The organism is Streptomyces sp. NPDC091279, assembly GCF_044757465.1.
Taxonomy (GTDB): Bacteria; Actinomycetota; Actinomycetes; order Streptomycetales; family Streptomycetaceae; genus Streptomyces.
The window spans coordinates 182635-203593 of record NZ_JBIVVA010000011.1 but is presented as its reverse complement, the minus strand read 5'-3'; the positions used below and the strand labels follow the sequence as shown (position 1 = coordinate 203593).

Annotated in this window: 22 protein-coding genes; 10 read left to right on the top strand and 12 right to left on the bottom strand. The window is 71.9% G+C overall.

All coding sequences use genetic code 11. The features are described 5' to 3' along the window. Nucleotides 1-37 precede the first annotated feature (37 nt). A complete protein-coding gene (locus ACIQOU_RS27255; protein ID WP_401540140.1) occupies nt 38-2110 on the top strand; it encodes an MDR family MFS transporter in 2073 nt (690 codons plus the stop codon). A gap of 25 nt (nt 2111-2135) precedes the next feature. On the opposite strand, the gene ACIQOU_RS27250 is transcribed toward ACIQOU_RS27255, so the two are convergent. Both ACIQOU_RS27250 and ACIQOU_RS27245 read right to left on the bottom strand, forming a co-directional pair. Continuing rightward, a complete protein-coding gene (locus ACIQOU_RS27250; protein WP_401540138.1) occupies nt 2136-2882 on the bottom strand; it encodes a cobalt-precorrin-6A reductase in 747 nt (248 codons plus the stop codon). Between the two features lie 195 nt (nt 2883-3077). Further along, a complete protein-coding gene (locus tag ACIQOU_RS27245) occupies nt 3078-3851 on the bottom strand; it encodes a sulfite exporter TauE/SafE family protein (RefSeq protein ID WP_401540135.1) in 774 nt (257 codons plus the stop codon). A 190-nt stretch (nt 3852-4041) separates the two neighbouring features. On the opposite strand from ACIQOU_RS27245, the gene ACIQOU_RS27240 reads away from it, so the two are divergent. Further along, complete coding sequence (locus ACIQOU_RS27240; RefSeq protein WP_401540132.1) at nt 4042-4524, top strand: Dps family protein; 483 nt, start codon at nt 4042-4044, stop codon at nt 4522-4524. Nucleotides 4525-4587: 63 nt separating this feature from the next. Here ACIQOU_RS27240 and ACIQOU_RS27235 read toward each other — a convergent pair whose 3' ends face one another. Next, entirely contained in the window at nt 4588-5055 is a 468-nt protein-coding gene (locus ACIQOU_RS27235) for a potassium channel family protein (RefSeq protein WP_401540542.1), read from the bottom strand. Between the two features lie 138 nt (nt 5056-5193). Between ACIQOU_RS27235 and ACIQOU_RS27230 the strand changes: the two genes are divergently transcribed. From ACIQOU_RS27230 to ACIQOU_RS27215, 4 genes are all read left to right on the top strand, one after another. Then, the gene (locus tag ACIQOU_RS27230; protein WP_401540129.1) at nt 5194-5529 is read left to right on the top strand and encodes a hypothetical protein; all 336 of its coding nucleotides are present in this window, start codon (nt 5194-5196) and stop codon (nt 5527-5529) included. 90 nt (nt 5530-5619) lie between these two features. Next, complete coding sequence (locus ACIQOU_RS27225) at nt 5620-6447, top strand: hypothetical protein (RefSeq protein ID WP_401540126.1); 828 nt, start codon at nt 5620-5622, stop codon at nt 6445-6447. A gap of 104 nt (nt 6448-6551) precedes the next feature. Then, the gene (locus tag ACIQOU_RS27220; RefSeq protein ID WP_401540123.1) at nt 6552-7364 is read left to right on the top strand and encodes an SAM-dependent methyltransferase; all 813 of its coding nucleotides are present in this window, start codon (nt 6552-6554) and stop codon (nt 7362-7364) included. Between the two features lie 79 nt (nt 7365-7443). Further along, on the top strand, nt 7444-7971 hold the full coding sequence (locus tag ACIQOU_RS27215) for an NUDIX hydrolase family protein (RefSeq protein WP_401540539.1): 528 nt from the start codon (nt 7444-7446) through the stop codon (nt 7969-7971). Between the two features lie 63 nt (nt 7972-8034). On the opposite strand, the gene ACIQOU_RS27210 is transcribed toward ACIQOU_RS27215, so the two are convergent. The 9 genes from ACIQOU_RS27210 to ACIQOU_RS27170 all read right to left on the bottom strand — a co-directional run bounded on the left by ACIQOU_RS27210 (nt 8035) and on the right by ACIQOU_RS27170 (nt 17555). Further along, a complete protein-coding gene (locus ACIQOU_RS27210) occupies nt 8035-8697 on the bottom strand; it encodes an NUDIX domain-containing protein (protein ID WP_401540120.1) in 663 nt (220 codons plus the stop codon). 170 nt (nt 8698-8867) lie between these two features. Then, a complete protein-coding gene (locus ACIQOU_RS27205; protein WP_401540118.1) occupies nt 8868-9491 on the bottom strand; it encodes a helix-turn-helix domain-containing protein in 624 nt (207 codons plus the stop codon). A gap of 90 nt (nt 9492-9581) precedes the next feature. Next, nucleotides 9582-10667 (bottom strand): FAD-dependent oxidoreductase, encoded by a 1086-nt coding sequence (locus ACIQOU_RS27200; RefSeq protein WP_401540116.1) that lies wholly within the window; start codon nt 10665-10667, stop codon nt 9582-9584. After that, a complete protein-coding gene (locus ACIQOU_RS27195) occupies nt 10664-11989 on the bottom strand; it encodes an FMN-binding glutamate synthase family protein (RefSeq protein WP_401540113.1) in 1326 nt (441 codons plus the stop codon). The genes ACIQOU_RS27200 and ACIQOU_RS27195 overlap by 4 nt, the downstream gene beginning before the upstream one ends. 59 nt (nt 11990-12048) lie before the next feature. Further along, entirely contained in the window at nt 12049-12723 is a 675-nt protein-coding gene (locus ACIQOU_RS27190; RefSeq protein ID WP_401540110.1) for a glutamate synthase, read from the bottom strand. Beyond that, the gene (locus ACIQOU_RS27185; protein WP_401540107.1) at nt 12711-13577 is read right to left on the bottom strand and encodes a glutamine amidotransferase; all 867 of its coding nucleotides are present in this window, start codon (nt 13575-13577) and stop codon (nt 12711-12713) included. The genes ACIQOU_RS27190 and ACIQOU_RS27185 overlap by 13 nt, the downstream gene beginning before the upstream one ends. Nucleotides 13578-13588: 11 nt before the next feature. Beyond that, complete coding sequence (gene glnT, locus ACIQOU_RS27180) at nt 13589-14905, bottom strand: type III glutamate--ammonia ligase (RefSeq protein WP_401540104.1); 1317 nt, start codon at nt 14903-14905, stop codon at nt 13589-13591. A 255-nt stretch (nt 14906-15160) separates the two neighbouring features. After that, entirely contained in the window at nt 15161-16588 is a 1428-nt protein-coding gene (locus tag ACIQOU_RS27175; RefSeq protein ID WP_401540101.1) for a purine-cytosine permease family protein, read from the bottom strand. 31 nt (nt 16589-16619) lie between these two features. Next, entirely contained in the window at nt 16620-17555 is a 936-nt protein-coding gene (locus tag ACIQOU_RS27170; RefSeq protein ID WP_401540098.1) for a flavin reductase, read from the bottom strand. 211 nt (nt 17556-17766) lie between these two features. Between ACIQOU_RS27170 and ACIQOU_RS27165 the strand changes: the two genes are divergently transcribed. From ACIQOU_RS27165 to ACIQOU_RS27150, 4 genes are read left to right on the top strand one after another with little or no spacing between them, the layout of a single operon-like run. Then, entirely contained in the window at nt 17767-18891 is a 1125-nt protein-coding gene (locus ACIQOU_RS27165) for an LLM class flavin-dependent oxidoreductase (RefSeq protein WP_401540095.1), read from the top strand. Beyond that, on the top strand, nt 18888-19490 hold the full coding sequence (locus tag ACIQOU_RS27160; RefSeq protein ID WP_401540092.1) for an amino acid synthesis family protein: 603 nt from the start codon (nt 18888-18890) through the stop codon (nt 19488-19490). Before ACIQOU_RS27165 ends, ACIQOU_RS27160 begins: the two co-directional genes overlap by 4 nt. Further along, nucleotides 19487-20038 (top strand): amino acid synthesis family protein, encoded by a 552-nt coding sequence (locus ACIQOU_RS27155; protein ID WP_401540090.1) that lies wholly within the window; start codon nt 19487-19489, stop codon nt 20036-20038. The genes ACIQOU_RS27160 and ACIQOU_RS27155 overlap by 4 nt, the downstream gene beginning before the upstream one ends. Next, nucleotides 20035-20841, top strand: a complete 807-nt coding sequence (locus ACIQOU_RS27150) for an alpha/beta fold hydrolase (protein WP_401540088.1) — start codon at nt 20035-20037, stop codon at nt 20839-20841. The genes ACIQOU_RS27155 and ACIQOU_RS27150 overlap by 4 nt, the downstream gene beginning before the upstream one ends. The last annotated feature ends 118 nt before the right edge of the window (nt 20842-20959 follow it).

The following is a 20959-nucleotide window of genomic DNA, read 5'->3' as shown; positions in this document are numbered from 1 at the left end:
GCATGCGGGTCGGCCCCCTCGGTGTGATCGTGACCAGATGACCGTGACCGAGGAGACCGCACCGCCCGCCGCAGCTCAGCCTCCCGTCCTGGACAAACGGCGCCGCAACGTCGTCTTCGTGACGATCATGCTCGGCATGCTGCTGGCCGCCCTCGACCAGACGATCGTCGGCACGGCGCTGCCGACGATCGTGTCGGACCTGGGCGGCGCCGAGCACATGTCGTGGGTGGTCACCTCGTATCTGCTCGCGGAGACCGTGTCGACGGTGCTGGTCGGCAAGTTCGGCGACCTGTTCGGCCGGAAGGTGGTCTTCCAGGTCTCGGCGATCGTGTTCATCACGGGGTCGTTCCTGTGCGGCCTGGCCACCAACATGTCGTTGCTGATCGGCTGGCGGGCGATGCAGGGCATCGGCGCGGGCGGGCTGATGGTGACGGCGATGGCGTTGATCGCCGATGTGATCCCGTTGCGCGAGCGGGGCAAGTACCAGGGCGCGATCGGTGCCGTGTTCGGTGTGGCGACGGTCATCGGGCCGTTGCTCGGCGGGCTGTTCACGGATCATCTGACGTGGCGGTGGGCGTTCTACGTCAACGTCCCGATCGCGGTCGTCGTGGTCGTGGCGGCGGCGCGCACCATCCCGGTGGTGCGGTCGGCGTCCCGGCCGGTCATCGACTACCTCGGCATCGCGCTGGTCGCGGTCGGCGCGAGCGCGCTGATCCTGGCGACGAGCTGGGGTGGCAACCAGTACGCGTGGGGTTCCGCCACGATCATCGGCCTGTTCGTCGGCGGCGCCGTCGCGCTCGCCCTGTTCTGCTGGGTGGAGACCAGGGCGAGCGAACCGATGCTGCCGATGCGGCTGTTCGCGAACCCGGTGTTCACGGTCTGCTCGGTCCTCAGCTTCGTCGTGGGCTTCGCGATGCTGGGCGCGATGACCTATCTGCCGACGTATCTCCAGTACGTCGACGGCGACTCGGCGACGGTGTCCGGGGTGCGGACGCTGCCGATGGTGATCGGGCTGCTGATCGCGTCGGTGTTCAGCGGCAACGTCGTCAGCAAGACCGGGCAGTACCGGTGGTTCCCGATCGCGGGTTCCGTGGTGATGGGCGTGGGCCTGTATCTGATGTCCCTGATGGGGCCGTCGACCGGGCCGTGGCTGGAGTCGCTGTACATGTTCGTGCTGGGCACCGGCATCGGCCTGTCGATGCAGGTGCTGACGATCGCCGTGCAGAACACCGTCGAGTACGCCGACCTCGGCACCGCGACCTCCGGCGTCACCTTCTTCCGCACGCTGGGCAGCTCGTTCGGCACGGCGGTGTTCGGCACGATCTACACCAACTCCCTCACCCCGAACCTCAAGGACGGGATCGCCTCGGCCGCGCGGACGACCTCCACCCTGGGCCCGGCCGCCCTCACCCAGGCCGCGACCAGCCCCGAGGGCCTGCACCGGCTCCCCTCCGCGACGGCGGCGCCGATCATCAACGCCTACGCCGACACCATCCAGACGGTGTTCCTGTGGACGGTCCCGGTCGCGGGGGTCGGTTTCGTGGTCGCCCTGTTCCTCAAGCAGGTGCAGTTGCGCGACAGCGCGCGGATGGGCTCGACGGACATGGGCGAGGGGTTCGCCTCACCGCACGGCGGCGGCTCGGAACGGCTCCTCGAAGCGTCCGTCGGAAAGATCATCAAGGGCACCGATCTGGAGACCGCGCGGCGGATCATGGGGGAATCCGACACCCGCCTCGACGTCGCCGGGGCGTGGGCCGTGATGCAGGTCGAGCTGCACACCCGTCTGGTCGGCCACGCCAGCCTCGGTCTGATCGCCGCGCGTCGGCATCTGCCGCCGGAGGTGCTGTTCCCGGTCTTCGACCGCATGGTCGACGAGGGCTACCTCACCCGCACCGGCTCGCTGCTCTCGCACACGGCGGCGGGCGCCCGCGAGGCGGAGGTGATCACCAAGGCCTGGGGCACCTGGCTGGAGGGCCGCGTCCAGGAGGACATCGGCCGCCCGACCGGCAAGGAGCTGCGGGCAGCGGTGGACGCGATCGCCAAGCGCCTCATGGTCGAGGACCTGGCCGGCGGCCTCCCCGCACGCGCCCCGGAACTGACGGCCCCTTAGACGGCCCCTTAAACGCCTCCGGCCGTCACCGTCCGCCAAGGTCCAGCAGCTCAAGAACTCCCGCCACCTCCGCAACGGCGGTCACGCCCGCGGGGAGGGCGGGCCGGGTCACCAGCACCACCGGCACACCGAGCCGGCGGGCAGCCGTGAGCTTGGCCGCCGTCGCCGCTCCCCCGCTGTCCTTGGTCACCAGAACGTCGATCCGCTGCTCCCGCAGCAACTCCGTCTCGTCGGCGACGGTGAACGGCCCCCGGGCGAGCAGCACCCGGGTGTGCGGCGGCATCGGCGTCTGCGGGGGCTCCACGCACCGCACGAGAAAGTCGAGGTCCGTCAGGTGCGCGAAGGCGGACAGCCCCAGCCGCCCGGTGGTGAGCAGCACCCGGCGCCCCAGGGCGGGCAGAGCATCGGCGGCACCCGCGAGAGACGGAACCGGATGCCAACGGTCCCCGGGAACGGCCGTCCAGCCCGGCCGGCGCAACACCAGCGCGGGCACCCCCGTCACCTCGGCGGCCCGGGCCGCGTTGGCCGTGATCCGCTCGGCGAAGGGATGGGTGGCGTCGACGAGGACATCCACGCCCTCCGCCCGCACCCACGCGGCCAGTCCCTCCGCCCCGCCGAACCCCCCGACCCGCACGTCCCCCGCGAGCGCCCCCGGCCGCGACACCCTCCCGGCCAACGACGACGTGACCCGCACCCCACCCACCCCGGCAAGCACACCAGCCAGTTCACGAGCCTCAGCGGTCCCACCGAGGACCAACACATGCGGGGACATGAGGCGAGGGTACGGGGTGGGGGAACCCCATACAGCCGGGGTCAGCATCAACAGCCCGTCCGGCGTTCGAGGACGAGGCCGTTCAGGCCGAAGGGGGGTCTGGGGGCGCAGCCCCCAGGTTCCTTGGGCGCGCGGCAAACGCGGGCCAGCCGCATTCAGCCCGTCCGGCGTTCGAGGGCGAGGTCCCGGCGCACCTCACCGTAGGAGCAGCTGCAACCCGCCTACGATCGTCGCCGCGATCACGATCCGTTCGAACAACCGCTGGTTGATCCGGGCCACGGCCCACTTGCCCAACAGCGCACCGGGCACGACAAAGACCACGAGCGCGGCATCGAGCAGCAACGACTGCCCGTCGATCAACCCCAGCCCCGCACTGAACGGCACCTTCGTGACGTTGACGATGAGGAAGAAGAAGGCCGAGGTGCCGAGGAAGCCGAGCTTCCGGAAGCCTGCGGAGAGGAGGTACATGGACATCACGGGCCCGCCCGCGTTGGCGACCATCGTGGTGAAGCCGCCGAGGACGCCGTAGGAGCGGGCCTTCACACGGCCGGAGCGGGTGGTGACGGAGTCGGGTTCCTGGTCCGCCTCGGCCCGGCGGCGGCGCCAGATGGTCACCCCGGCCATCAGCAGCAGGATCGCGCCGATCGAGGTGCGGACCACCTCGTCGTCGGCCCAGACCAGGAACAGTGTCCCGGCGAGCACGCCCCCGGCGACGGCGGGGAACAGCCGCCAGAGGGTGGGCCAGTGGGCGTGCCGTCGGTAGGTGAGGACGGCGAGGACGTCGCCGAAGATCAGGATCGGCAGGAGGACGCCGGTGGAGGCGCGGGCCGGCAGGATCGCCGCGAAGACGGCGAGGCTCACCGTGTTCGCGCCGCTCACGGCGGTCTTCGAGAAGCCGACGAGGAGCGCGGCGGCGGCGAGCGCGGCGAACTCCCAGCCGGTGAGGTGAGAGAGGGTCATCGTGTCCATGCGGAGACCGATGCTATGTCCATACAACTGGACTGCGTAAGGAGCGTCTCGACAGGTGGCCCCCGGCGGCCCTGGCGGTCCGGCGCACGGCCGGGTGGTGTTTGCACCGGTTCGGGTCGGGCACCCGCGCTCCGAGGCCCCCGGCACTCAGCGCCGGACGGCCCCGTGACACCGAAGGAGAGTCGCTTTCATGACCGTGGTGAAGAGCACGCTGCCCGAGTCGGACCGCCAGATCACCGGGGAGGCGTTGCAGGGCACCCTGGTGGATCTGCTCGGGCTCTCGCTGATCGGCAAGCAGGCGCACTGGAGCGTCGTCGGACCGCGGTTCCGTTCGGTCCACCTCCAGTTGGACGAGGTCGTGGACACGGCGCGGGCCTACGCCGACACCGTCGCGGAGCGCGCCGCCGCGCTCGGGGTGGCGCCGGACGGGCGCCCGGAGACGGTCGCCGCCGCGTTCACGCTGCCGAGCCCGAAGAACGGCTGGCTGCGGGACAACGACGTGGTCCAGCTGATGGTGGAGACGCTGGGGGCGGCCATCGGACGGCTGCGGGAGCGGATCGCCGCGACCGACAAGCCGGACCCGGTCAGCCAGGACCTGCTGATCTCGCTCACCGCCGAACTGGAGAAGCAGCGCTGGATGTTCGAGGCCGAGAACCTGCCCCGCGAGAACTGACCCCCTGCCTCCGGGGCAGCCCCTCCCCCGTCCGGGCCCTCCGCCCGCCCCGCGAGCGACGGCTCAGCGCTGTTCGCCCTTGCCCGCCAGCATCCGTTCCAGCCGGTCGAAGCGTTCGTGCAGGGCGCGGGCGGTCTCCTCGCTCATCTCACGGGCGCCGTGCGCGAGGCGGTGGCGGCGCTGCTGCTCCCGGCCGACGAACCAGGTCGCGAGGGCGGCGGTGACCATGCCGTAGGTGGTGATCCCGACGATCATCACGACCGTGCCGATGAGCCGGCCGCCGAGGGTGACCGGGTAGAAGTCGCCGTATCCGACGGTCGTCGCCGTCTCGATCGCCCACCACAGGCCCTGCGGGTAGGTCAGGAGGTTGGCGCGGGCGGCGCCGTGTTCGGCGGAGACGACCGCCCAGGCGCCGATCAGCGCCACCACCAGGAGAACGAGGGTCGCGGTGCCGGCCGCCTTCAGGTGCAGGGAGCGGCCCTCGCGGGCGAGCAGCGACTGGACCGCCCTGGTGAGGAATCCGGGCAGCATCATCGCTCCTTCGCGTCGGCCTGCGGCCAGTGTCGTCGGGGGCGCGGCGGCGGGCATGCCGGGCGGGGCGTTCGAGTTGCCGGGCGGGGGGCGTCGTTGTGCGCTGGGTGCAGTCGCCCCGAGCCGGAGGTCGGTGCCATGTCGGAGCAGTCCCCCGAGGTGCCGGAGACCTACGCGTTCACGTGCGGGACCTGTGGGTACGGCTGGCAGGCGACGTTCGAGCTGCTGTTCTTCACGGACGCGCTGGACCCGGCGGGCGGCACCACGCAGGAGTACGTGGACGAGGCGGGCCGGGCCGTGCGCTCGCCGCTCACCGACGCGGTCTGTCCCCGCTGCGGCGGGCGCCGGGTGCGGGTCGACGAGCCCGGGCAGCAGGACCGTTCGACCCGCGTCGGGCACGAGGGGCCGGACCGTCCCGCGCACCACCTCCACCTCCCGCACCGGCCGCGCCACCGGCCCGAGGACGCCTCCTGATCCCGCTCACCCGTACGGTCGTGTGCGCTGGTGGCGGCCCGGGCCCGATGGTGCGCTGAGGGCACGACTCGTGCCGAGGAGGCATCCGCGATGGTCCGTCGCCCGTCCCGCCCCGCCCGTGTGCTCGCGTCCGCCGTGGCCGCGGGCGCGCTGCTGACCTGCGCGGCCTGTTCGAACGGCGACGAGGAGGCGGCGGCCTCCGACGCCGTCGCCTCGCCGCTCGCCGAGCGGTCCCGTGCCGCCTCCCCCACCGCCTCGGCGCCGATGCGGCTGACCAGGGCCGGGGCGCGTGCCGCGCTGATCACCGAGGGGGACGTCGAGGACGACTGGACGCAGGTCAAGGGCGCCGGGAAGTGGCGCGACAGCCTGCTCGTCGGCAAGGTCGACGTGGCCGCGCTGCTCACCGGGAAGGCGAACGCGGCCGACTGCCAGAAGCTGCTGGACACCCTCAACGGCGAGAAGCTGCTCGGCAAGCCGTCCGGGGCGTCCGCGCTCACCGGCTTCACACAGGGCCAGTCCCGGCTGCTCTATCAGGTCGCCGCCTACGACCGTCCCCCGCTCGACACCGCGCTGACCTGGCTGAAGTCGCTGCCCGCCACGTGTGCCTCGTTCGATGTGACCGGTGGGAAGGCCGGCAGACGCACGGTCCAGGTGGTCGACGAGGCGCCGCCGGACAAGGGCGACGCCCGGCAGGGGCTGCGGGTGACCGTCCAGGGCGCCGTCGACGGCACGCCCGCCACCCTCACCCTGGGCGTCGCCGCCGTGCGCGTGGGCACGGACGCGATCACCGTCACGGCGGGCGGCCTCGGCGGCGACGAGGAGGACTCCCTGAAGGCCGCCGTCGAACGGGGCACCGCGCGCCTCCAGGAGGTCCAGGCCGGGAAGACGCCCGCCGGGGAGCCGGCCGAGATCGACTGAGGTCTCCGTTCCGCACACCTGATCGGCCGATTCCCGGGACACCCTGGTCAACGGGATGCACAATGGCGGCGAAGGCCGCAGGCGGTGCGAGAAGGAGCAAGCGAGTGAGTGAGAGCCACACCCCGTCCAGCGGGTCGACGAGACTGAACACGGCGGTGGCCCACAACGCACGCGTCTGGAACTACTGGATCGGCGGCAAGGACAACTACGAGGTCGACCAGAAGGTCGGCGAGCAGGTCGCCGGGATGTTCCCGATCATCCGGGACATCGCCCGCGCGGACCGCTGGTTCCTGAGCCGGGCGGTGCGCTTCCTCGCCGAGGAGCACGGGGTGCGGCAGTTCCTGGACATCGGCACCGGACTGCCGACGGCGGACAACACCCACGAGATCGCCCAGCGCGTGGCGCCCGACGCGCGGATCGTCTACGTCGACAACGACCCGATCGTCCTCGTCCACGCCCGCGCCCTGCTCACCGGCTCCCGCGAGGGCGTCACCGACTACATCGACGCCGATGTGCGCGACCCGGACGCCATCCTCGAACGGGCGGGTGCCACCCTTGACTTCTCGCGCCCGGTCGCGGTGATGATGCTCGGCATCCTCAACTTCGTCCCGGACACCGACCAGGCCCGGGACGTCGCCCGGCGGATCATGGACGTCATGCCGTCGGGCAGCTTCCTGGTCCTCACCCACCCCACCTTCGACGCCGAGGTCGGCGGCGAGGGCCAGATCCCGGCGATGGCGTTCTGGAACGAGAACGCCACGCCCCCGATCACCGCCCGCAGCGGAAAGGACATCGCCTCCTTCCTCGACGGCCTCGACGTGCTGGAGCCCGGCCTGGTGCCGTGTTCCCGGTGGCGTGCCGAGGCCGGTTCCCCCGCCGTCGTTCCGCAGTACGGCGCGGTCGCGGTCAAACCGTGACGCCCCGGCGGCGAACGATGTTCGCGGGGTCCACCGCCGCCCCGAACCCTCCTGAAAGTATGATCAAGCAATGTCTGACATGACGGAAACGACGCCTGGCTGGCTCACCTCCGACGAACTGGAAATGGCACGCGCCCGCATGCCGATCCTGTACGTCGAGGCCATCCCCGTACGGGTCGACGACAGCGGTGAAGTCACCAGCGTCGGCCTGCTGCTGCGCATAGGACCGGACGGAACGGTCAGCCGGACCCTGGTCTCGGGGCGGGTGCTGCACCACGAACGGGTGCGGGACGCGCTCCTGCGCCATCTGGAGAAGGACCTCGGCCCGGTGGCGCTCCCCCGGATTCCGGCGGCGCTTCAGCCCTTCACCGTCGCCGAGTACTTCCCGACCCAGGGCGTCACCCCGTACCACGACCCGCGCCAGCACGCGGTGTCGCTGGCGTACGTGGTGCCGGTGACCGGTGACTGCCGGCCCCGGCAGGACGCCCTGGACCTGGTGTGGTTCAGCCCGCAGGAGGCGCTGTCGCCGGCGGTGCAGAGCGAGATGCCGGGCGGTCACGGCGTGCTGCTCAAGCAGGCGCTGGCCCATGTGGGCAGCGTGCACTGACCCCGCCCGACCGGGTCCGGTGGGCGTCGGGCGGGGTGGGCCGGGGCCGGGGAGCCGGGTGGCTCAGCGGCTGAACGGCCCCTCCAGTGCCGCCCATTGGAGCAGCATGATCGTCTTTGCGTCGGCGATCTCGCCGCTGCGGATCATCTCCAGGGCCCGGCGGAAGGGGAGTTCGAGGAGTTCGATGTCCTCGCCCTCCTCGTCGAGCCCGCCGCCCTCGTGGGTGCGGGTGGACGACGTGTACTCGGCCGCGTAGAAACTGACGCGTTCGGTGACCGAGCCGGGGCTCATATAGACGTCGAAGACGTGCCGCACCTCGCCGATGGTGTGGCCGGTCTCCTCCACCACCTCGCGGCGGACGGCGTGTTCGGGGTGCTCGTCCTCGTCGTCGAGGAGTCCGCCGGGCGTCTCGACGAGCATGCCGTCGGGGTGGCCGTTGACGTAGACGGGGTAGCGGAACTGCCGGGTGAGCAGGACGGTTTCGCGGGCGGCGTCGTAGAGCAGCATGGTGGCGCCGTTGCCACGGTCGTGCGTCTCGCGCTCCTGGGTGCTCCAGGTGCCGTCGGTGCGCTGGAGGTCGTAGGTGGTGGAACGTTCCACGTACCAGTGGCTGGAGAGCAGCCGCACGTCTCTGACCTTGACGCGCGGGTTGCCGGTGAGGTCGAGGCCGGTGCGGTGCAGTCCGGTGCGGCCACGGCTGTCCGGGGTGTCGATGCCGGCGGTCATCGGGCGCCGGTCCTGGCTGCGTACGGGCGAGAGTTGTTCATGATCCGCTTGTATCACGGCCGGTTGTGGCATCGCGCTACTTGATCAACTCGATACGTGATCACCGCGTGCCGACTCCGATGGATCGGCCTCCGCTCGGCCGGCGTTCGCCGCCGGGTGCGCTCGTGCGGTCAGTGCTGGGGGCTGTCGCCGAAGGACGTGACGGTGAGGAAGCGGATCGGCAGTTCGAGCAGCCGTTCCGGGCCGTGCGGGGCCTCGCCGTCGAACTGGAGGGCGTCGCCGGGGCGCAGGGTGTAGCTGGACCTGCCGTGGCCGTAGACCATGACGCCCTCCAGCATGTAGAGGAGTTCGGTGCCCGCGTGCTGGAACAGCGGGAAGACCTCGCTGGACTCGGTGAGGGTGACCAGCAGGGCGTCCATCCGTTTGTGGCTGCCGCGCAACGAGCCGAGCTGCGCGTACTCGTGGCCGACGCGGGTGCCGCGCCGCACGATCCGGGCGCCGTGCCCGGCCGGTACGAAGACCGCCTCGCGTTCGTCGTCCAGGCCCCGGAACAGCGCGGTGACGGGGACGTCGAGGCCGCGGGCGAGCCGGGAGAGGGTGGTGAGGCTGCACGCGGTCTGGGCGTTCTCGATCTTCGACAGCATCGCCTTGGAGATGCCGACCCGCTGGGCCATCTCGCCGACCGAGACTCCGGCCGCCTGCCGGTACTCGCGGGCCCGGACGGCGATGATCCGCTCCAGCGCCTTGTCGTCGGCGTCGACAGCGCCCTCGGCGGGTTCATGGTGCTCGGTCATCGGCGCATCCTAAGCGGTCGGACGAGGTCGGCCACGGCCCGGCAGCCCTCCCGAGGAGCAGGGGGCGTGCGCAGCCGTCCGACGCCGGGTTCAGCCCGTGCGGCCGAGGCGGAACCGGGGGTGGGGTGCGGCGCGGCCGGTGGCGAGGTCGGCGGCCATCGCGCCGATCAGCGGTGCGAACTTGGCGCCGTGTCCCGAGCACGGCGAGACGACGACCAGCGGGCCGTGCCGGTCCAGGACGAAGTCCTCGTCGGGGGTGCTGGTGTAGAGGCAGGTGGCCTCGGCGACCGGGGCGGGGTCGAGCCCCGGGAGCCGGTCGCGCACGAAGGCGCCGATCCGGGCGCGGGAGGCCGGGTCGACGACGCCGGTGCGGGTGCGGGCGGTGGTGCGGGTGCCCCGGTCGTGCTCGGCGACCTTCACCGCGGGCCGGGGTCCGCCGTCGCCGCCGGACGGCAGCCCGAACACCTGCATCGAGGCGTCCTTGGACACCAGGACCGGCCAGGCGTCGGCGGGCCGGCGCTGCCGGAAGTGGAAGACCTGCTGCTGGGTGATGGTGAACGACGGCAACGGCAGCGGCAGTTGGAGGTCGGGCAGCCACGCTCCCGCCGCGACGACGACCACGTCGGCGGTGAGGTCCCGGCCGTCGTCGCACCGCACGACCGCCTTGCCCCGAACGTCGATCCCCTCCACCCGTACGCCGACCCGGAGTTGGGCCCCGTGCCGCACCGCCCGCCGCACGCAGGCGGCCACCGTCCGGTCGGCGTCGACGACTCCGGCGTCCGGGTGGAACAGCGCGGGCCCGTCGAAGTGGATGTACGGCCAGCGCTCCGACGCCTCCTCGGCGGCGAGGAGTTCGTGCGGGACGCCGGTGCCGGCGAGGACGGCGGCCAGGGCGTGCGGGTCGCGGGTGGCACCGAGGTCGAGGCCACCGGTGGTGCGCAGCAAGGGAGTTGCGCTGTCGTTCTCCAGTTCCCGCCACTCCTCGTGGGCCCGGCCGGTCAGCCGTACGTAGAAGGGGTCGGCGTAGGCACGGCGGAAGATCCGGGAGGTGCCGTGCGAACTGCCGTGCCGGTGGCCGATGTCGTGGGCCTCGACGAGGGTGACGTCGTGGCCGCGCCGGGCCAGTTGCCAGGCGGTGGCGGCGCCCATCAGCCCGGCGCCGACGACCGCGATCACCGGAAGGCTCCGGGTATCCAGTCCGTGCCCGCGAGGGGGACGCGGGCCATGGCGGCGGACTCGACGGTGAGGGCGACCAGGTCCTCGGGTTCGAGGTGCAGGAGGTGGGACTTGCCGCAGGCGCGGGCGAGGGTCTGCGCCTCCATCGTCATCACGCGCAGGTAGTTGGCGAGGCGGCGGCCCGCGGCCACCGGGTCGAGGCGGGCGGCGAGTTCGGGGTCCTGGGTGGAGATGCCGGCCGGGTCGCGGCCGTCCTGGAAGTCGTCGAAGTACCCGGCGGCGGAGCCCAGTTCGCGGTACTCGGCGTCGTACTTCGGGTGGTTGTCGCCGAGGGCGATGAGGGCGGCCGTGCCGATGGCGACCGCGTCGGCGCCCAGGGCGAGCGCCTTGGCCAGGTCGGCGCCGGAGCGGATGCCCCCGGAGACGATGAGCTGGACGTCCCGGTGCACCCCCAACTCCTGGAGCGCGCGCACCGCTTGGGGCAGCGCGGCCAGGGTGGGGATGCCGACGTGCTCGATGAAGACGTCCTGAGTCGCGGCCGTGCCGCCCTGCATGCCGTCCACGACGACCACGTCGGCGCCCGCGTGCACAGCGAGCTTGACGTCGTAGTAGGTGCGGGTCGCGCCGACCTTGACGTAGACGGGCTTCTCCCAGTCGGTGATCTCGCGCAGTTCGAGGATCTTGATGGCGAGGTCGTCGGGTCCGGTCCAGTCCGGGTGGCGGCAGGCGCTGCGCTGGTCGACGCCGACGGGCAGGGTGCGCATCCCGGCGACGCGTTCGGTGATCTTCTGTCCGAGCAGCATGCCTCCGCCGCCGGGTTTGGCGCCCTGTCCGAGGACGACCTCGATGGCGTCGGCCGCGCGCAGGTCGTCCGGGTTCATGCCGTAGCGGGACGGGAGGTACTGGTACACCAGGTGCTGGGAGTGGCCGCGTTCCTCGGGGGTCATCCCGCCGTCGCCGGTGGTGGTCGAGGTGCCGACCTCGCTGGCGCCCCGGCCGAGCGCCTCCTTGGCCTGCGCGGAGAGGGCGCCGAAGCTCATCCCGGCGATGGTGACGGGGGTGGCGAGCCGCAGCGGCTTCCTGGCGTGCCGGGTTCCGAGCAGCACGTCGGTGTCGCACCGCTCGCGGTACCCCTCCAACGGGTAGCGGGACATCGAGGCGCCGAGCAGCAGCAGGTCGTCGAAGTGCGGGAGGCGTCGTTTGGCGCCCCAACCCCGGATGTCATAGACACCGGTCTCGGCGGCGCGCTGGATGGCGTGGATGGCGGCCCGGTCGAACGTCGCCGACTCACGCAGGCCGTGGGACGAGGGTTCCAAGGTCACAACTCCTCTGAGAGAGATACGAAGGGGCGGGACGGCGGACGGGCATCCCCTCAACGGGCCTAGTACGCGGTTGAGTTGTCGCCCCGGAAGTGGTACAGCTCCCGGGCCGACCCGTACCGGCGGAAGTCCCCGGCGTTCTCGTCCCGCCCGGCCGCCGTGAGCAACTCGGTGAGTTCCGCGAGGTGTTCGGCCCGCATCTCCTTCTCGACGCAGTCCGCCCCGAGGGACGTGACCGCGCCCCGCACATAGAGGCGTGCCTCGTAGAGGGAGTCACCGAGCGCGTCCCCGGCGTTCCCGCACACCACCAGTCGCCCGGCCTGTCCCATGAACGCGCTCATGTGCCCGACGTCGCCGCCGACGACGATGTCGACCCCTTTCATGGAGATCCCGCACCGCGCGGCCGCGTCCCCGTCGATGACGAGGAGCCCCCCGTGTGCGGTGGCGCCCGCCGACTGGGACGCGTTCCCGCGCACCCGGACGACGCCGGACATCATGTTCTCGGCGACCCCGGTCCCGGCGTTGCCGTGCACGGTCACCGTCGCCCGCTGGTTCATCCCGGCGCAGTAGTAGCCGACGTGGCCGTCGATGTCGATGGTGAGGTCGTCCCGGATTCCGCAGGCCACGGCATGTGCGCCCCGTGGGTTGAGGACCTGCCAGGAGGTCGCGTCCGGCGTGTGCAGGGCCTGGTTGAGTTCACGGACCGGGGTCTTCGCGAGGTCGATCAGCGTCGCCATACGTACACCTGCTCCGGCTCGGGTTCGAAGATGCGGGCGTGCTCGACGCCGGGCAGGACGTCCAGCGCGCGGTACTCGGAGGCCATCGCGACCCACGCGGGGGTCTCGGCGATCAGGGCCGGTTTGCAGGCGATGGCGTCCCGGACGACGGCGAAGGAGTCGCCGGTGGAGACGAGCAACGTGTAGAAGCCGTCGAAGCGTTGGCAGAGCAGCTTCAGCGCCTGTTCCAGGTCGGCGCCCCGCGCGAGGTGGTGCGCGACGAAGCGGGCGCCGACCTCGGAGTCGTTCTCGCTGTCGAACGGGACGCCCTTGGCGCGTAGTTCGCGGCGGACGGTGGCGTGGTTGGCGAAGGAGCCGTTGTGCACCAGGCACTGTCCCGGTCCGACGGAGAAGGGGTGGGCGCCCTCGGGGGTGACGGCCGACTCGGTGGCCATCCGGGTGTGTCCGACGCCCTGCCATCCGGTGACCTCGGCCAGCGCGAAGGAGTCGGCCAACTCCACTGGGTTTCCGGTTCCCTTGAGGACGGCCATGCCGGTGCCTGAGCCGATGACGGTGGCGTGCGGCAGCCGGTCGGCGACGGCTGCGAGGAGGTCGTCGTCGCCGTGGACGACGGTGGTGGCGTCGGCGGCGAGGGCGACGGTGCCCGGCAGCGCGGCCCGCGCCTCGGCGGGGGTGACCCCGAGCAGCGAGACGACGGTGCGGCCCGGCGGGGAGAGCCGGGGGTCGCCGTAGACGGCCACGCCCGCCGAGTCCGGTCCGCGTTCGGCGAGTTGGCCGAGCATCGCGGTGAGGAGTTCACCGAGGCGTGGTGCGAGGGCGGGCTCACGCAGGTGCAGCCCGACGATTCCGCACATCTCAAGTCCCTTCAGAACGCGGTCAGATAGCGGTCCAGCTCCCACGGTCCGACCGTGGCGTGCCAGTCGAAGAACTCCTCGCGCTTGAGGTCGGCGAAGTACCCGCTGACGCCGGGTCCGGCCGCGTCGAGGGCGCCGCTGACGACGTCGTCGGCCTGGAGCGCCTCGACGGCGTGCAGCAGGGTCGGCGGGAGCTGCGGGCCCTTGCCGAGGGCGCCGGGCTCGCCCGGGTCGAGGCCGCGGTCGATGCCGTCGAGGCCCGCCGCGAGGGCAGCGGCGGCGGCGAGGTAGGGGTTGGCGGCGCCGTCGCCGCCGCGCAGTTCGACGCGGTGGCCGTCCGGGACGCGCACGAAGTGGGTGCGGTCGTTGCCGCCGTAGCTCGCCACCCGGGGTGACCAGGTGGCGCCGGAGCGGGTGGCGACGGCGCCGGTGCGCTTGTAGGAGTTGACGGTGGGCGCGATGACGGCCTGCAACGCCCGGGCGTGCTCGACGACTCCGGCGACGAAGGAGTAGGCGAGCGGCGAGAGTCCGAGGCCGCGCGCGTCGGTGGGGTCGGGGAACGCGGGGTCCTCGCCGCGCCAGAGGGAGAGGTGGAGGTGGAGTCCGGTGCCGGTGCGGTCGGTGAACGGCTTCGGCATGAACGTCGCGGTCATGCCCCGCTGTTCGGCCAGCACCGACACCAGGTACCGCAGGGTGATGACCCGGTCGGCGGTGGTGAGGGCGTCGGCGTGCCGGAAGTTCTGCTCGAACTGGCCGTTGCCGTCCTCGTGGTCGTTGGCGTAGTTGCCCCAGCCGAGGGTGTTCATGGCGCCGGAGACGGCGGTGAGGTGGTCGTACATCCGGGTCAACCCGCGTGCGTCGTAACAGGGTTGGGCGGCGGTGTCCCGTCGGTCGGCGACCCGGAGCACGCCGTGTTCGTCGCGGTCGACGAGGAAGTACTCGACCTCGGCGCCCGCGATCAGGTTCAGCCCCCGGGCGGCGGCCCGCTCGATCTGGCGGCGCAGGATCACGCGCGGGGCGTAGGGCCAGGGCTCGCCCTCGACGTACGGGTCGCAGTGGACGAGGGCGAGTCCCGGCTTCACGAAGGGGATCGGCGTGTACGAGCGGGCGTCGGGGCGGGCGACGACGTCCGGGTCGCTGGGCTGCTGGCCGAGCGCGCCGGCCGCGTATCCGGCGAACCCCACGCCCTCGTCGCGGAGTTGCTCGACGGCCTCGGCGGGGACGAGCTTGGCGCACGGCTTGCCGGTCAGGTCGACGAAGACGGCGAGCACGAACTCGATGCCGTCGGCGCGGACCGACTCGGCGAGATCGGGGCCTTCGACCGCCATGGGTCCCTCCTTGCTCACCCATCGGGTGTCCACTGTGGTGAATCACTGTTGCCTACGAGTAGACAGCCGGGGCGTTACGGCCCGATGTCCGCTGTGGAAGGTCCGCGTAAGCCGGTGGATCACCCGTGCCCGTACGGCACTTGGCAAGGGAGCGCCGGTTCGCCGGAGGGCGAGAGCGCGCGGGGCTGCGGCCGGGGCCGGGGCAGCCGAAAGGCCGGGCTCCCCTCGGCAGGGATGCCCGGCCCTGACGGACCGTCAAGAGACGCTGCGCGTAGGCTCGTTGAGCACCTCTTCCGTCGGACGCCCCGAACTCCCCCGTATCCAGAGCGGCTTGAGCCGGTACGACAGCAGGTACACCGCGGTCGCCGCCCCGGCCGCCACGAACATGCTCAGGTCGCCCGCGCCCGGATGGGCCGCCGCGAACGGTCCGGTGTAGAGGCTGGACTGCCAGAACGGCACCGAGGCCGCGACCCCGACCGCCCAGGCGACGAAGCCCCAGTCCAACACCCGTCGCCGGTCGTAGAGTTCCGCGATCCGGGCCGGGTCGCGGCGCCCGCCGAGGTAGAAGTCGAGGAGCAGCACGGCCGCGAAGGGCGCGATGAAGTACGCGGTCAGATTGAGGAACACCTTGAACTTGTCCTCCGTGCCCGACGCGCCCCACAGACTGATCCCGTAGGCCAGCAGGCAGATGACGGTGACCGCCTGCGAGCGGGAGACCGGCACCTTGAGCGTCTGGACGGAGATGGCGCCGCCGTAGACGTTCAGGAAGTTCTGCGCGAGCGCCGAGAGGCCGACGGCGATCAGGGCGGGCACGGCGAACGGCCCGGCCAGTTCGTGCAGCGCGGCGATGGAGTCCGAACCGCCGGCACTGCCCCCGACGACCACTCCGAGGATGCCCAGCCAGCAGATGGTGACGAAGTTGCCGAGCCCGGTGTACCAGGAGGTGCGGGCGATCACCTGCGGGGTGTCCGGCAGATAGCGCGAGTAGTCCGAGGCGAACGGCGCCCACGCGACCAGGAAGGAGAGGAACCAGCCGCAGAAGGTGACCCAGCCGCCGGTTGCGCCGATGTATCCGGCGGCGTGCGGATCGGCGCGGAAGACGGCGCCGCCGCGGGCCACCGCGACCACGGTGATCAGGGCGAAGAGCGGGGTCAGGACGTACGTCAGGACTTTCTGAAGGTAGTTGATCATGTTGTAGCCGTAGACCGCCACCACCAGCTCGACCGCCGTGAGCGCTCCGGCGCACAGCCAGAACGGCAGGTCGGTCAGTTCCGCGAACGCCTTGCCGCCGAGGATGACGGTGACCGAGGCCCAGCCGACGCCGGCGAAGACGTTGATGTACGCCACCGGCAGGAAATTGCCGAAGAAGCCGAGCGGGCCGCGCGCCTGGATCTGCTGCGGCACCCCGAGCCGGACGCCCATCCGGGACATCACGGCCATCAGCACCGACCCGGCCGCCGCGCCGACGACGATCGCGGTGACGGCCGCCCCGAAGCTCAGCCCGAACCAGGCCGCGCTGAAGCCGAGCAGGATGATCGGGAAGTTGAGCCCGGCCGCGAACCACACGAAGAACTGTGAACTCGGCCTGCCGTGGCGTTCGTTGTCGGGGATGTGGTCGACGCCGAACGGCTCGACCTTGGTGACCGCGCTGCCGTAGAGCGGTGTCGGGGTCCGGTCTGTCATGGCGTGCTCCAGGTCGCTGCGGTCGCGCGGCTCACCACGGCAGGGGTGCCGTCCGTGAGATGTCGAAGAAGCCTCCGCCGCTGTAGACGAGCGGGGCGAGGTCGTCGTGGCGGGCCGAGACGACCCGGCCGGTGAACACGGTGTGGGTACCCGCCTCCAGGCGTTCCCCGATCTCCACCTCCAGCTGCGCGCACGCGCCGTCGATCAGCGGCGCGCCGAATCTGCCGGGCGTCCAGGAGATCGCGGCGAACTTGTCACCGCCCTTGGTGGCGAACGTCTTCGCCACGTCCAGCTGGTCCGCGGCGAGGATGCTGATGCCGAGGTGGCTCGCCCGGTGCAGCGCCGGGTGGGTGGACGAGCTGTGCTGGACGCACACCAGGACCGTCGGCGGGTCCAGCGAGATGCTGGAGAAGGCGTTGACGGCGAGCCCCTTGGGCGTTCCCGCGTCGTCGGTCGTCACGACGGTGACGCCGGTGATGAACTTGCGGTGCACCCCGCGCACCAGGTCGGGATCGACGGCCGCCCGCTGAAGGGTCGTCACGATGCCGAGGGCTTCGAGGAGTTGACGGCTGTCGAAGGTGACCCACTCCTCGGCGACGGCGCCGTCCTCGAAGCGGGCGAAGGTCGCGCCGGACACCTCGACGGACCGGTCGGTGGGCGGCACGCCCAGGAAGGTGCCGGTGTGCCGGCCGGTGGAGCGCCAGCGGATCGCGTACCGGTCGCCGTCCACGACGACGTCCTCGATCTCGGTGCGCAGATCGGGGAACGCCTCGCGCACGGCCCGGATCGACTCCTTGAACTGGTCACGGTCCTGGACGCGGGCACCGGGTCCACGGCGCCGGACGTAGGCGGGGCTGAGCAGCTCGTCCAGGGCACCGACGTCTCCGAGGTCCCAGGCGGACCGCCAGGCGGAGCGGATCAGCGCGGTGCGGTCGGCGGGGGCGGTGCGGTCAAGAGTGTGGGTCATGGCAGATTCCCTCAGTCAGCTCTTGTATGGCAGAGGACCGTAGGGAGGGGGTCGCCCCCTGTCAATACCCCGAACAGGAAACGCCGGCGAGCGCCGACCCGTTCATCAAGTACACAGGTCAGGCTTGTTTCTCGGGCGTTAACCCTTGACGCCCCAGAGTCGGACTCCTAGCCTCGCTGCCATGGCACAGCGAGAGAGGGAGGGTCACGGGATGCGGTTCTCGATATTCCACAACCTCGGAGCGCCCGGCCGGCTCGGCGCGTACGCCCAGGTCATGGACGAGGCGCGGGAGTTCGCGATCGCGGCGGAGCAGGCCGGTTTCTGGTCCACCTGGTACACGGAGCACCACTTCGGGCACGAGGCGATCGAGATCACCCCGAACCCGGTCCTCATGGGCACGGACATCGCCGCCCGCACCGACCGCATCCGGATCGGGCAGGCCGCGAACATCGCCACTTTCTGGCATCCGCTGCGGCTCGCCGAGGACATCGCGATGCTCGACCAGCTCTCCGGCGGCCGCGTCGAGGTCGGCCTCGGCCGCGGCCTGTACGGCCGTGAGGCGCTGAACCTCAACGCCCTCGCCGACCCGCGCGACCAGGAGCAGAACCGGGCCCTGTACGACGAGACGGTGGAGGTGCTGCGCAAGGCGTGGAGCGGCGAGTTCTTCGCGCACCGGGGCCGCTGCTACGAGTTCCCCGCGCCGGGCGTGAAGTGGAACCACCCCCTCTCCCCCGCGACCGACGCCTACACGGCCGACGGTGTGATCACCAAGATGCAGGTCACGCCGGCCCCGCTGCAACGCCCGCATCCGCCGTTGTGGCAGGTCATCGACAGTCCCCGGTCGATCGCGGCGGCCGCGGCCGACGGGGTGCAGGGGATGTTCTGGCTGCCGCCGGTGTCGGCCCTGAAGGAGCGTTTCGAGCTGTACCGGTCCACGGCGAGCCAGGCGTCGGGGCGGCCGTACGCGCTCGGTGAGGGCATCGGCCTGGTCCGGGACGTCTATGTCGCCGACACCATGGAACAGGCACGCGCCGACTTCGAGGAGGCGCTGATGACGACGTACCGCTGGATCATGCACTGGCGGGGGCTGTCCAACCTGATGGAGGCCGGTGAGGAACTGACCGCCGCGCACGAGCTGTCGTTCGACTTCCTCCAGGGGCGCAACCTGCTGGTCGGCACGCCCGAGCATGTCGCCGGGAAGATCGCCGAGCTGCGCGACGAGGTGGGCCTGGAGCATCTGCTGCTGTGGACCACGCACCCGGGCCTCGCCCATCGCAAGGCGATGCGCAGCCTGGAGCTGTTCGCGGAGAAGGTCATGCCGGAGTTCACCGCGTGAGGGGCCTGCGCAAGGTGGTGACCGTCGTCGACGAGGTGCTGCGGGACGTCGGGCGGCCGGTGCCCGTGCCGGTGCGGCGCGTCGCGGTGGCCGCGGTGGTCCGCAACCCGTGGGCCGGGCGGGGTTTCGTCACCGACCTCCAGCCCGAAGTGGAGGCGCTGGCACCGGAGTTGGCGCGGCTGCTGACCGGGCGGCTGATCGAGACGCTGGGCGGGGTCGAGCGGATCGAGGCGTTCGGCAAGGCGGCCGTGGTGGGGCTCGACGGCGAGGTCGAGCACGGCGGCGCCCTGATCCACACCCCGTACTTCGGCAACGTCCTGCGGGAGTTGACGGAGGGCACCTCGATCATCGTGTTCAGCGACGACCGGCTGCCGGCCGGCGAACCGCTGACCGTGCCGCTGTGGCACAAGACGGCGGCGGCGACCCGCTCGCACTACCAGACCGTGCAGATCAGGGTCCCGGACGCGCCCCGGCCCGACGAGCTGGTGGTGATCGCCGGCGCCGCGTCAGGACCGCGCCCCCACGCCCGAATCGGAGACCGGCGTACGGACCCCGTGGTCCGCCTCGCCGACCTGGAGAAGCTGGAGAACGCCCGATGAACGTCCGTAAGATCGTCACCTTCACCGAGGACATCCACACCGAGGGCGGCCGTGCGGTCGACCCGCCGGCCCGCACCGCGGTGGTGCTCGCGGTGATCGAGAACCCGTGGGCGGGCCAGGGGTTCGTGACCGACCTGCTGCCCGGCATCGACGAAGTGGCCCCGAAACTGGGCGAGTTGCTCGCTCCCCGGGTGGTCGAGGCGCTGGGGGCGCCGGTGGAGGCGTACGGGAAGGCGGCGATCGTCGGCCTGGACGGGGAGATCGAGCACGGTTCGGCGCTGATCCACACTCTCAAGTTCGGCGACCACTTCCGACGGGCGGCCGAGGCGACGACGCTGCTGCCGGCGGTGGAGAAGCGCGCGGCGGCCGGGACCGTCTTCGACATCCCGCTGAAGCACATCACGGACGCGACGATCCGCTCCCACCACCAGTCGGTCGAGGTCCGGGTCCCGGACGGCCCGCGCGCCGACGAGATCGTGATCGGCCTGGCCGCGGCGGCGCAGGGCCGACCGCAGGCGCGGCTGGCCCCGCTGTCGACCGAGCGGTGAGCGCGGTGGCGGCGCTCGGCCACGAGACGCACGGCGACGGCCCCGCTCTCGTCCTGCTGCACGGCGTCGGCCTGGACCGGCGCATGTGGGCGCGGTGTCTGCCCGCGCTGACGGCCCGGCACCGGGTGACGCTGGTCGATCTGCGCGGCCACGGCACCTCACCGCCCGCCGCCCCCGGCGTCGGGGTGCGTGAACTCGCGGCGGACGTGGCGGAGTTGCTGACCGGCCCGGCCGATGTGGTCGGCTTCTCGCTTGGCGCCCTGGTGGCGCAGCAACTGGCGCTCGCCGCACCGGAGTCGACGCGTTCCCTCACCCTGGTCAGCTCGGTCGCCGGACGCGACGCGGCCCAGCGGGCGGCGGTGGCCCGACGGCACCGGCGGGCCCGGGAGGACTTCGCGGGCTCGGCGCGGGCCGCCACCGAACGCTGGTTCTCCCCCGCCTGGCGGGCCCGGGAGCCGGAGGTGGCGCTGTCCGTCCTCAGCACCCTGCTCGGCAACGACCGCACCTCCTATCTGGCCTGCTACGAGGTGTTCGCCGGTGCCGACGCCGAACTGTGGCCGCTGCTGCCCCGGATCACCGCCCCCACCCTGGCGATCACCGGTGCCGACGACCCCGGGTCCACCCCGGCGATGACCCAGCTGCTGGCCGACCGCATCCCCGGCGCCCGGGCCCAGGTCGTGCCCGGCGCCCGCCATCTGCTCCCGCTGGAGCACCCGACGGAACTGACCGCGGCGATCCTGCGGCACACGGGAGCCCAAGCGCCCCCGGAACACCTCGCCGCACGACCCGAGCGACGCCGCTGAAGGGGCCCGGGGCCGCAGCGCCGCGCGGTCCCGCCGCACCGGCGCGAGCAGCCGTACCCGTCCCGCGACCGCCCGTCGACCGAGCCCAGCACGGCGACGCGACCGAGGAGACCCTCGT

Coding starts and splice junctions, on each gene's coding strand:
- ACIQOU_RS27245 (WP_401540135.1), bottom strand. CDS start 3,851: ATGGACACGATGACCCTCTCTCACCTCACCGGCTGGGAGTTCGCCGCG.
- ACIQOU_RS27215 (WP_401540539.1), top strand. CDS start 7,444: ATGACGGAAACGACGCCTGGCTGGCTCACCTCCGACGAACTGGAAATG.
- ACIQOU_RS27235 (WP_401540542.1), bottom strand. CDS start 5,055: ATGCTGCCCGGATTCCTCACCAGGGCGGTCCAGTCGCTGCTCGCCCGC.
- ACIQOU_RS27250 (WP_401540138.1), bottom strand. CDS start 2,882: ATGTCCCCGCATGTGTTGGTCCTCGGTGGGACCGCTGAGGCTCGTGAA.
- ACIQOU_RS27175 (WP_401540101.1), bottom strand. CDS start 16,588: ATGACAGACCGGACCCCGACACCGCTCTACGGCAGCGCGGTCACCAAG.
- ACIQOU_RS27225 (WP_401540126.1), top strand. CDS start 5,620: ATGGTCCGTCGCCCGTCCCGCCCCGCCCGTGTGCTCGCGTCCGCCGTG.
- ACIQOU_RS27190 (WP_401540110.1), bottom strand. CDS start 12,723: ATGGCGACGCTGATCGACCTCGCGAAGACCCCGGTCCGTGAACTCAAC.
- ACIQOU_RS27210 (WP_401540120.1), bottom strand. CDS start 8,697: ATGACCGCCGGCATCGACACCCCGGACAGCCGTGGCCGCACCGGACTG.
- ACIQOU_RS27255 (WP_401540140.1), top strand. CDS start 38: ATGACCGTGACCGAGGAGACCGCACCGCCCGCCGCAGCTCAGCCTCCC.
- ACIQOU_RS27170 (WP_401540098.1), bottom strand. CDS start 17,555: ATGACCCACACTCTTGACCGCACCGCCCCCGCCGACCGCACCGCGCTG.
- glnT (WP_401540104.1), bottom strand. CDS start 14,905: ATGGCGGTCGAAGGCCCCGATCTCGCCGAGTCGGTCCGCGCCGACGGC.
- ACIQOU_RS27185 (WP_401540107.1), bottom strand. CDS start 13,577: ATGTGCGGAATCGTCGGGCTGCACCTGCGTGAGCCCGCCCTCGCACCA.
- ACIQOU_RS27155 (WP_401540090.1), top strand. CDS start 19,487: ATGAACGTCCGTAAGATCGTCACCTTCACCGAGGACATCCACACCGAG.
- ACIQOU_RS27205 (WP_401540118.1), bottom strand. CDS start 9,491: ATGACCGAGCACCATGAACCCGCCGAGGGCGCTGTCGACGCCGACGAC.
- ACIQOU_RS27240 (WP_401540132.1), top strand. CDS start 4,042: ATGACCGTGGTGAAGAGCACGCTGCCCGAGTCGGACCGCCAGATCACC.
- ACIQOU_RS27165 (WP_401540095.1), top strand. CDS start 17,767: ATGCGGTTCTCGATATTCCACAACCTCGGAGCGCCCGGCCGGCTCGGC.
- ACIQOU_RS27230 (WP_401540129.1), top strand. CDS start 5,194: ATGTCGGAGCAGTCCCCCGAGGTGCCGGAGACCTACGCGTTCACGTGC.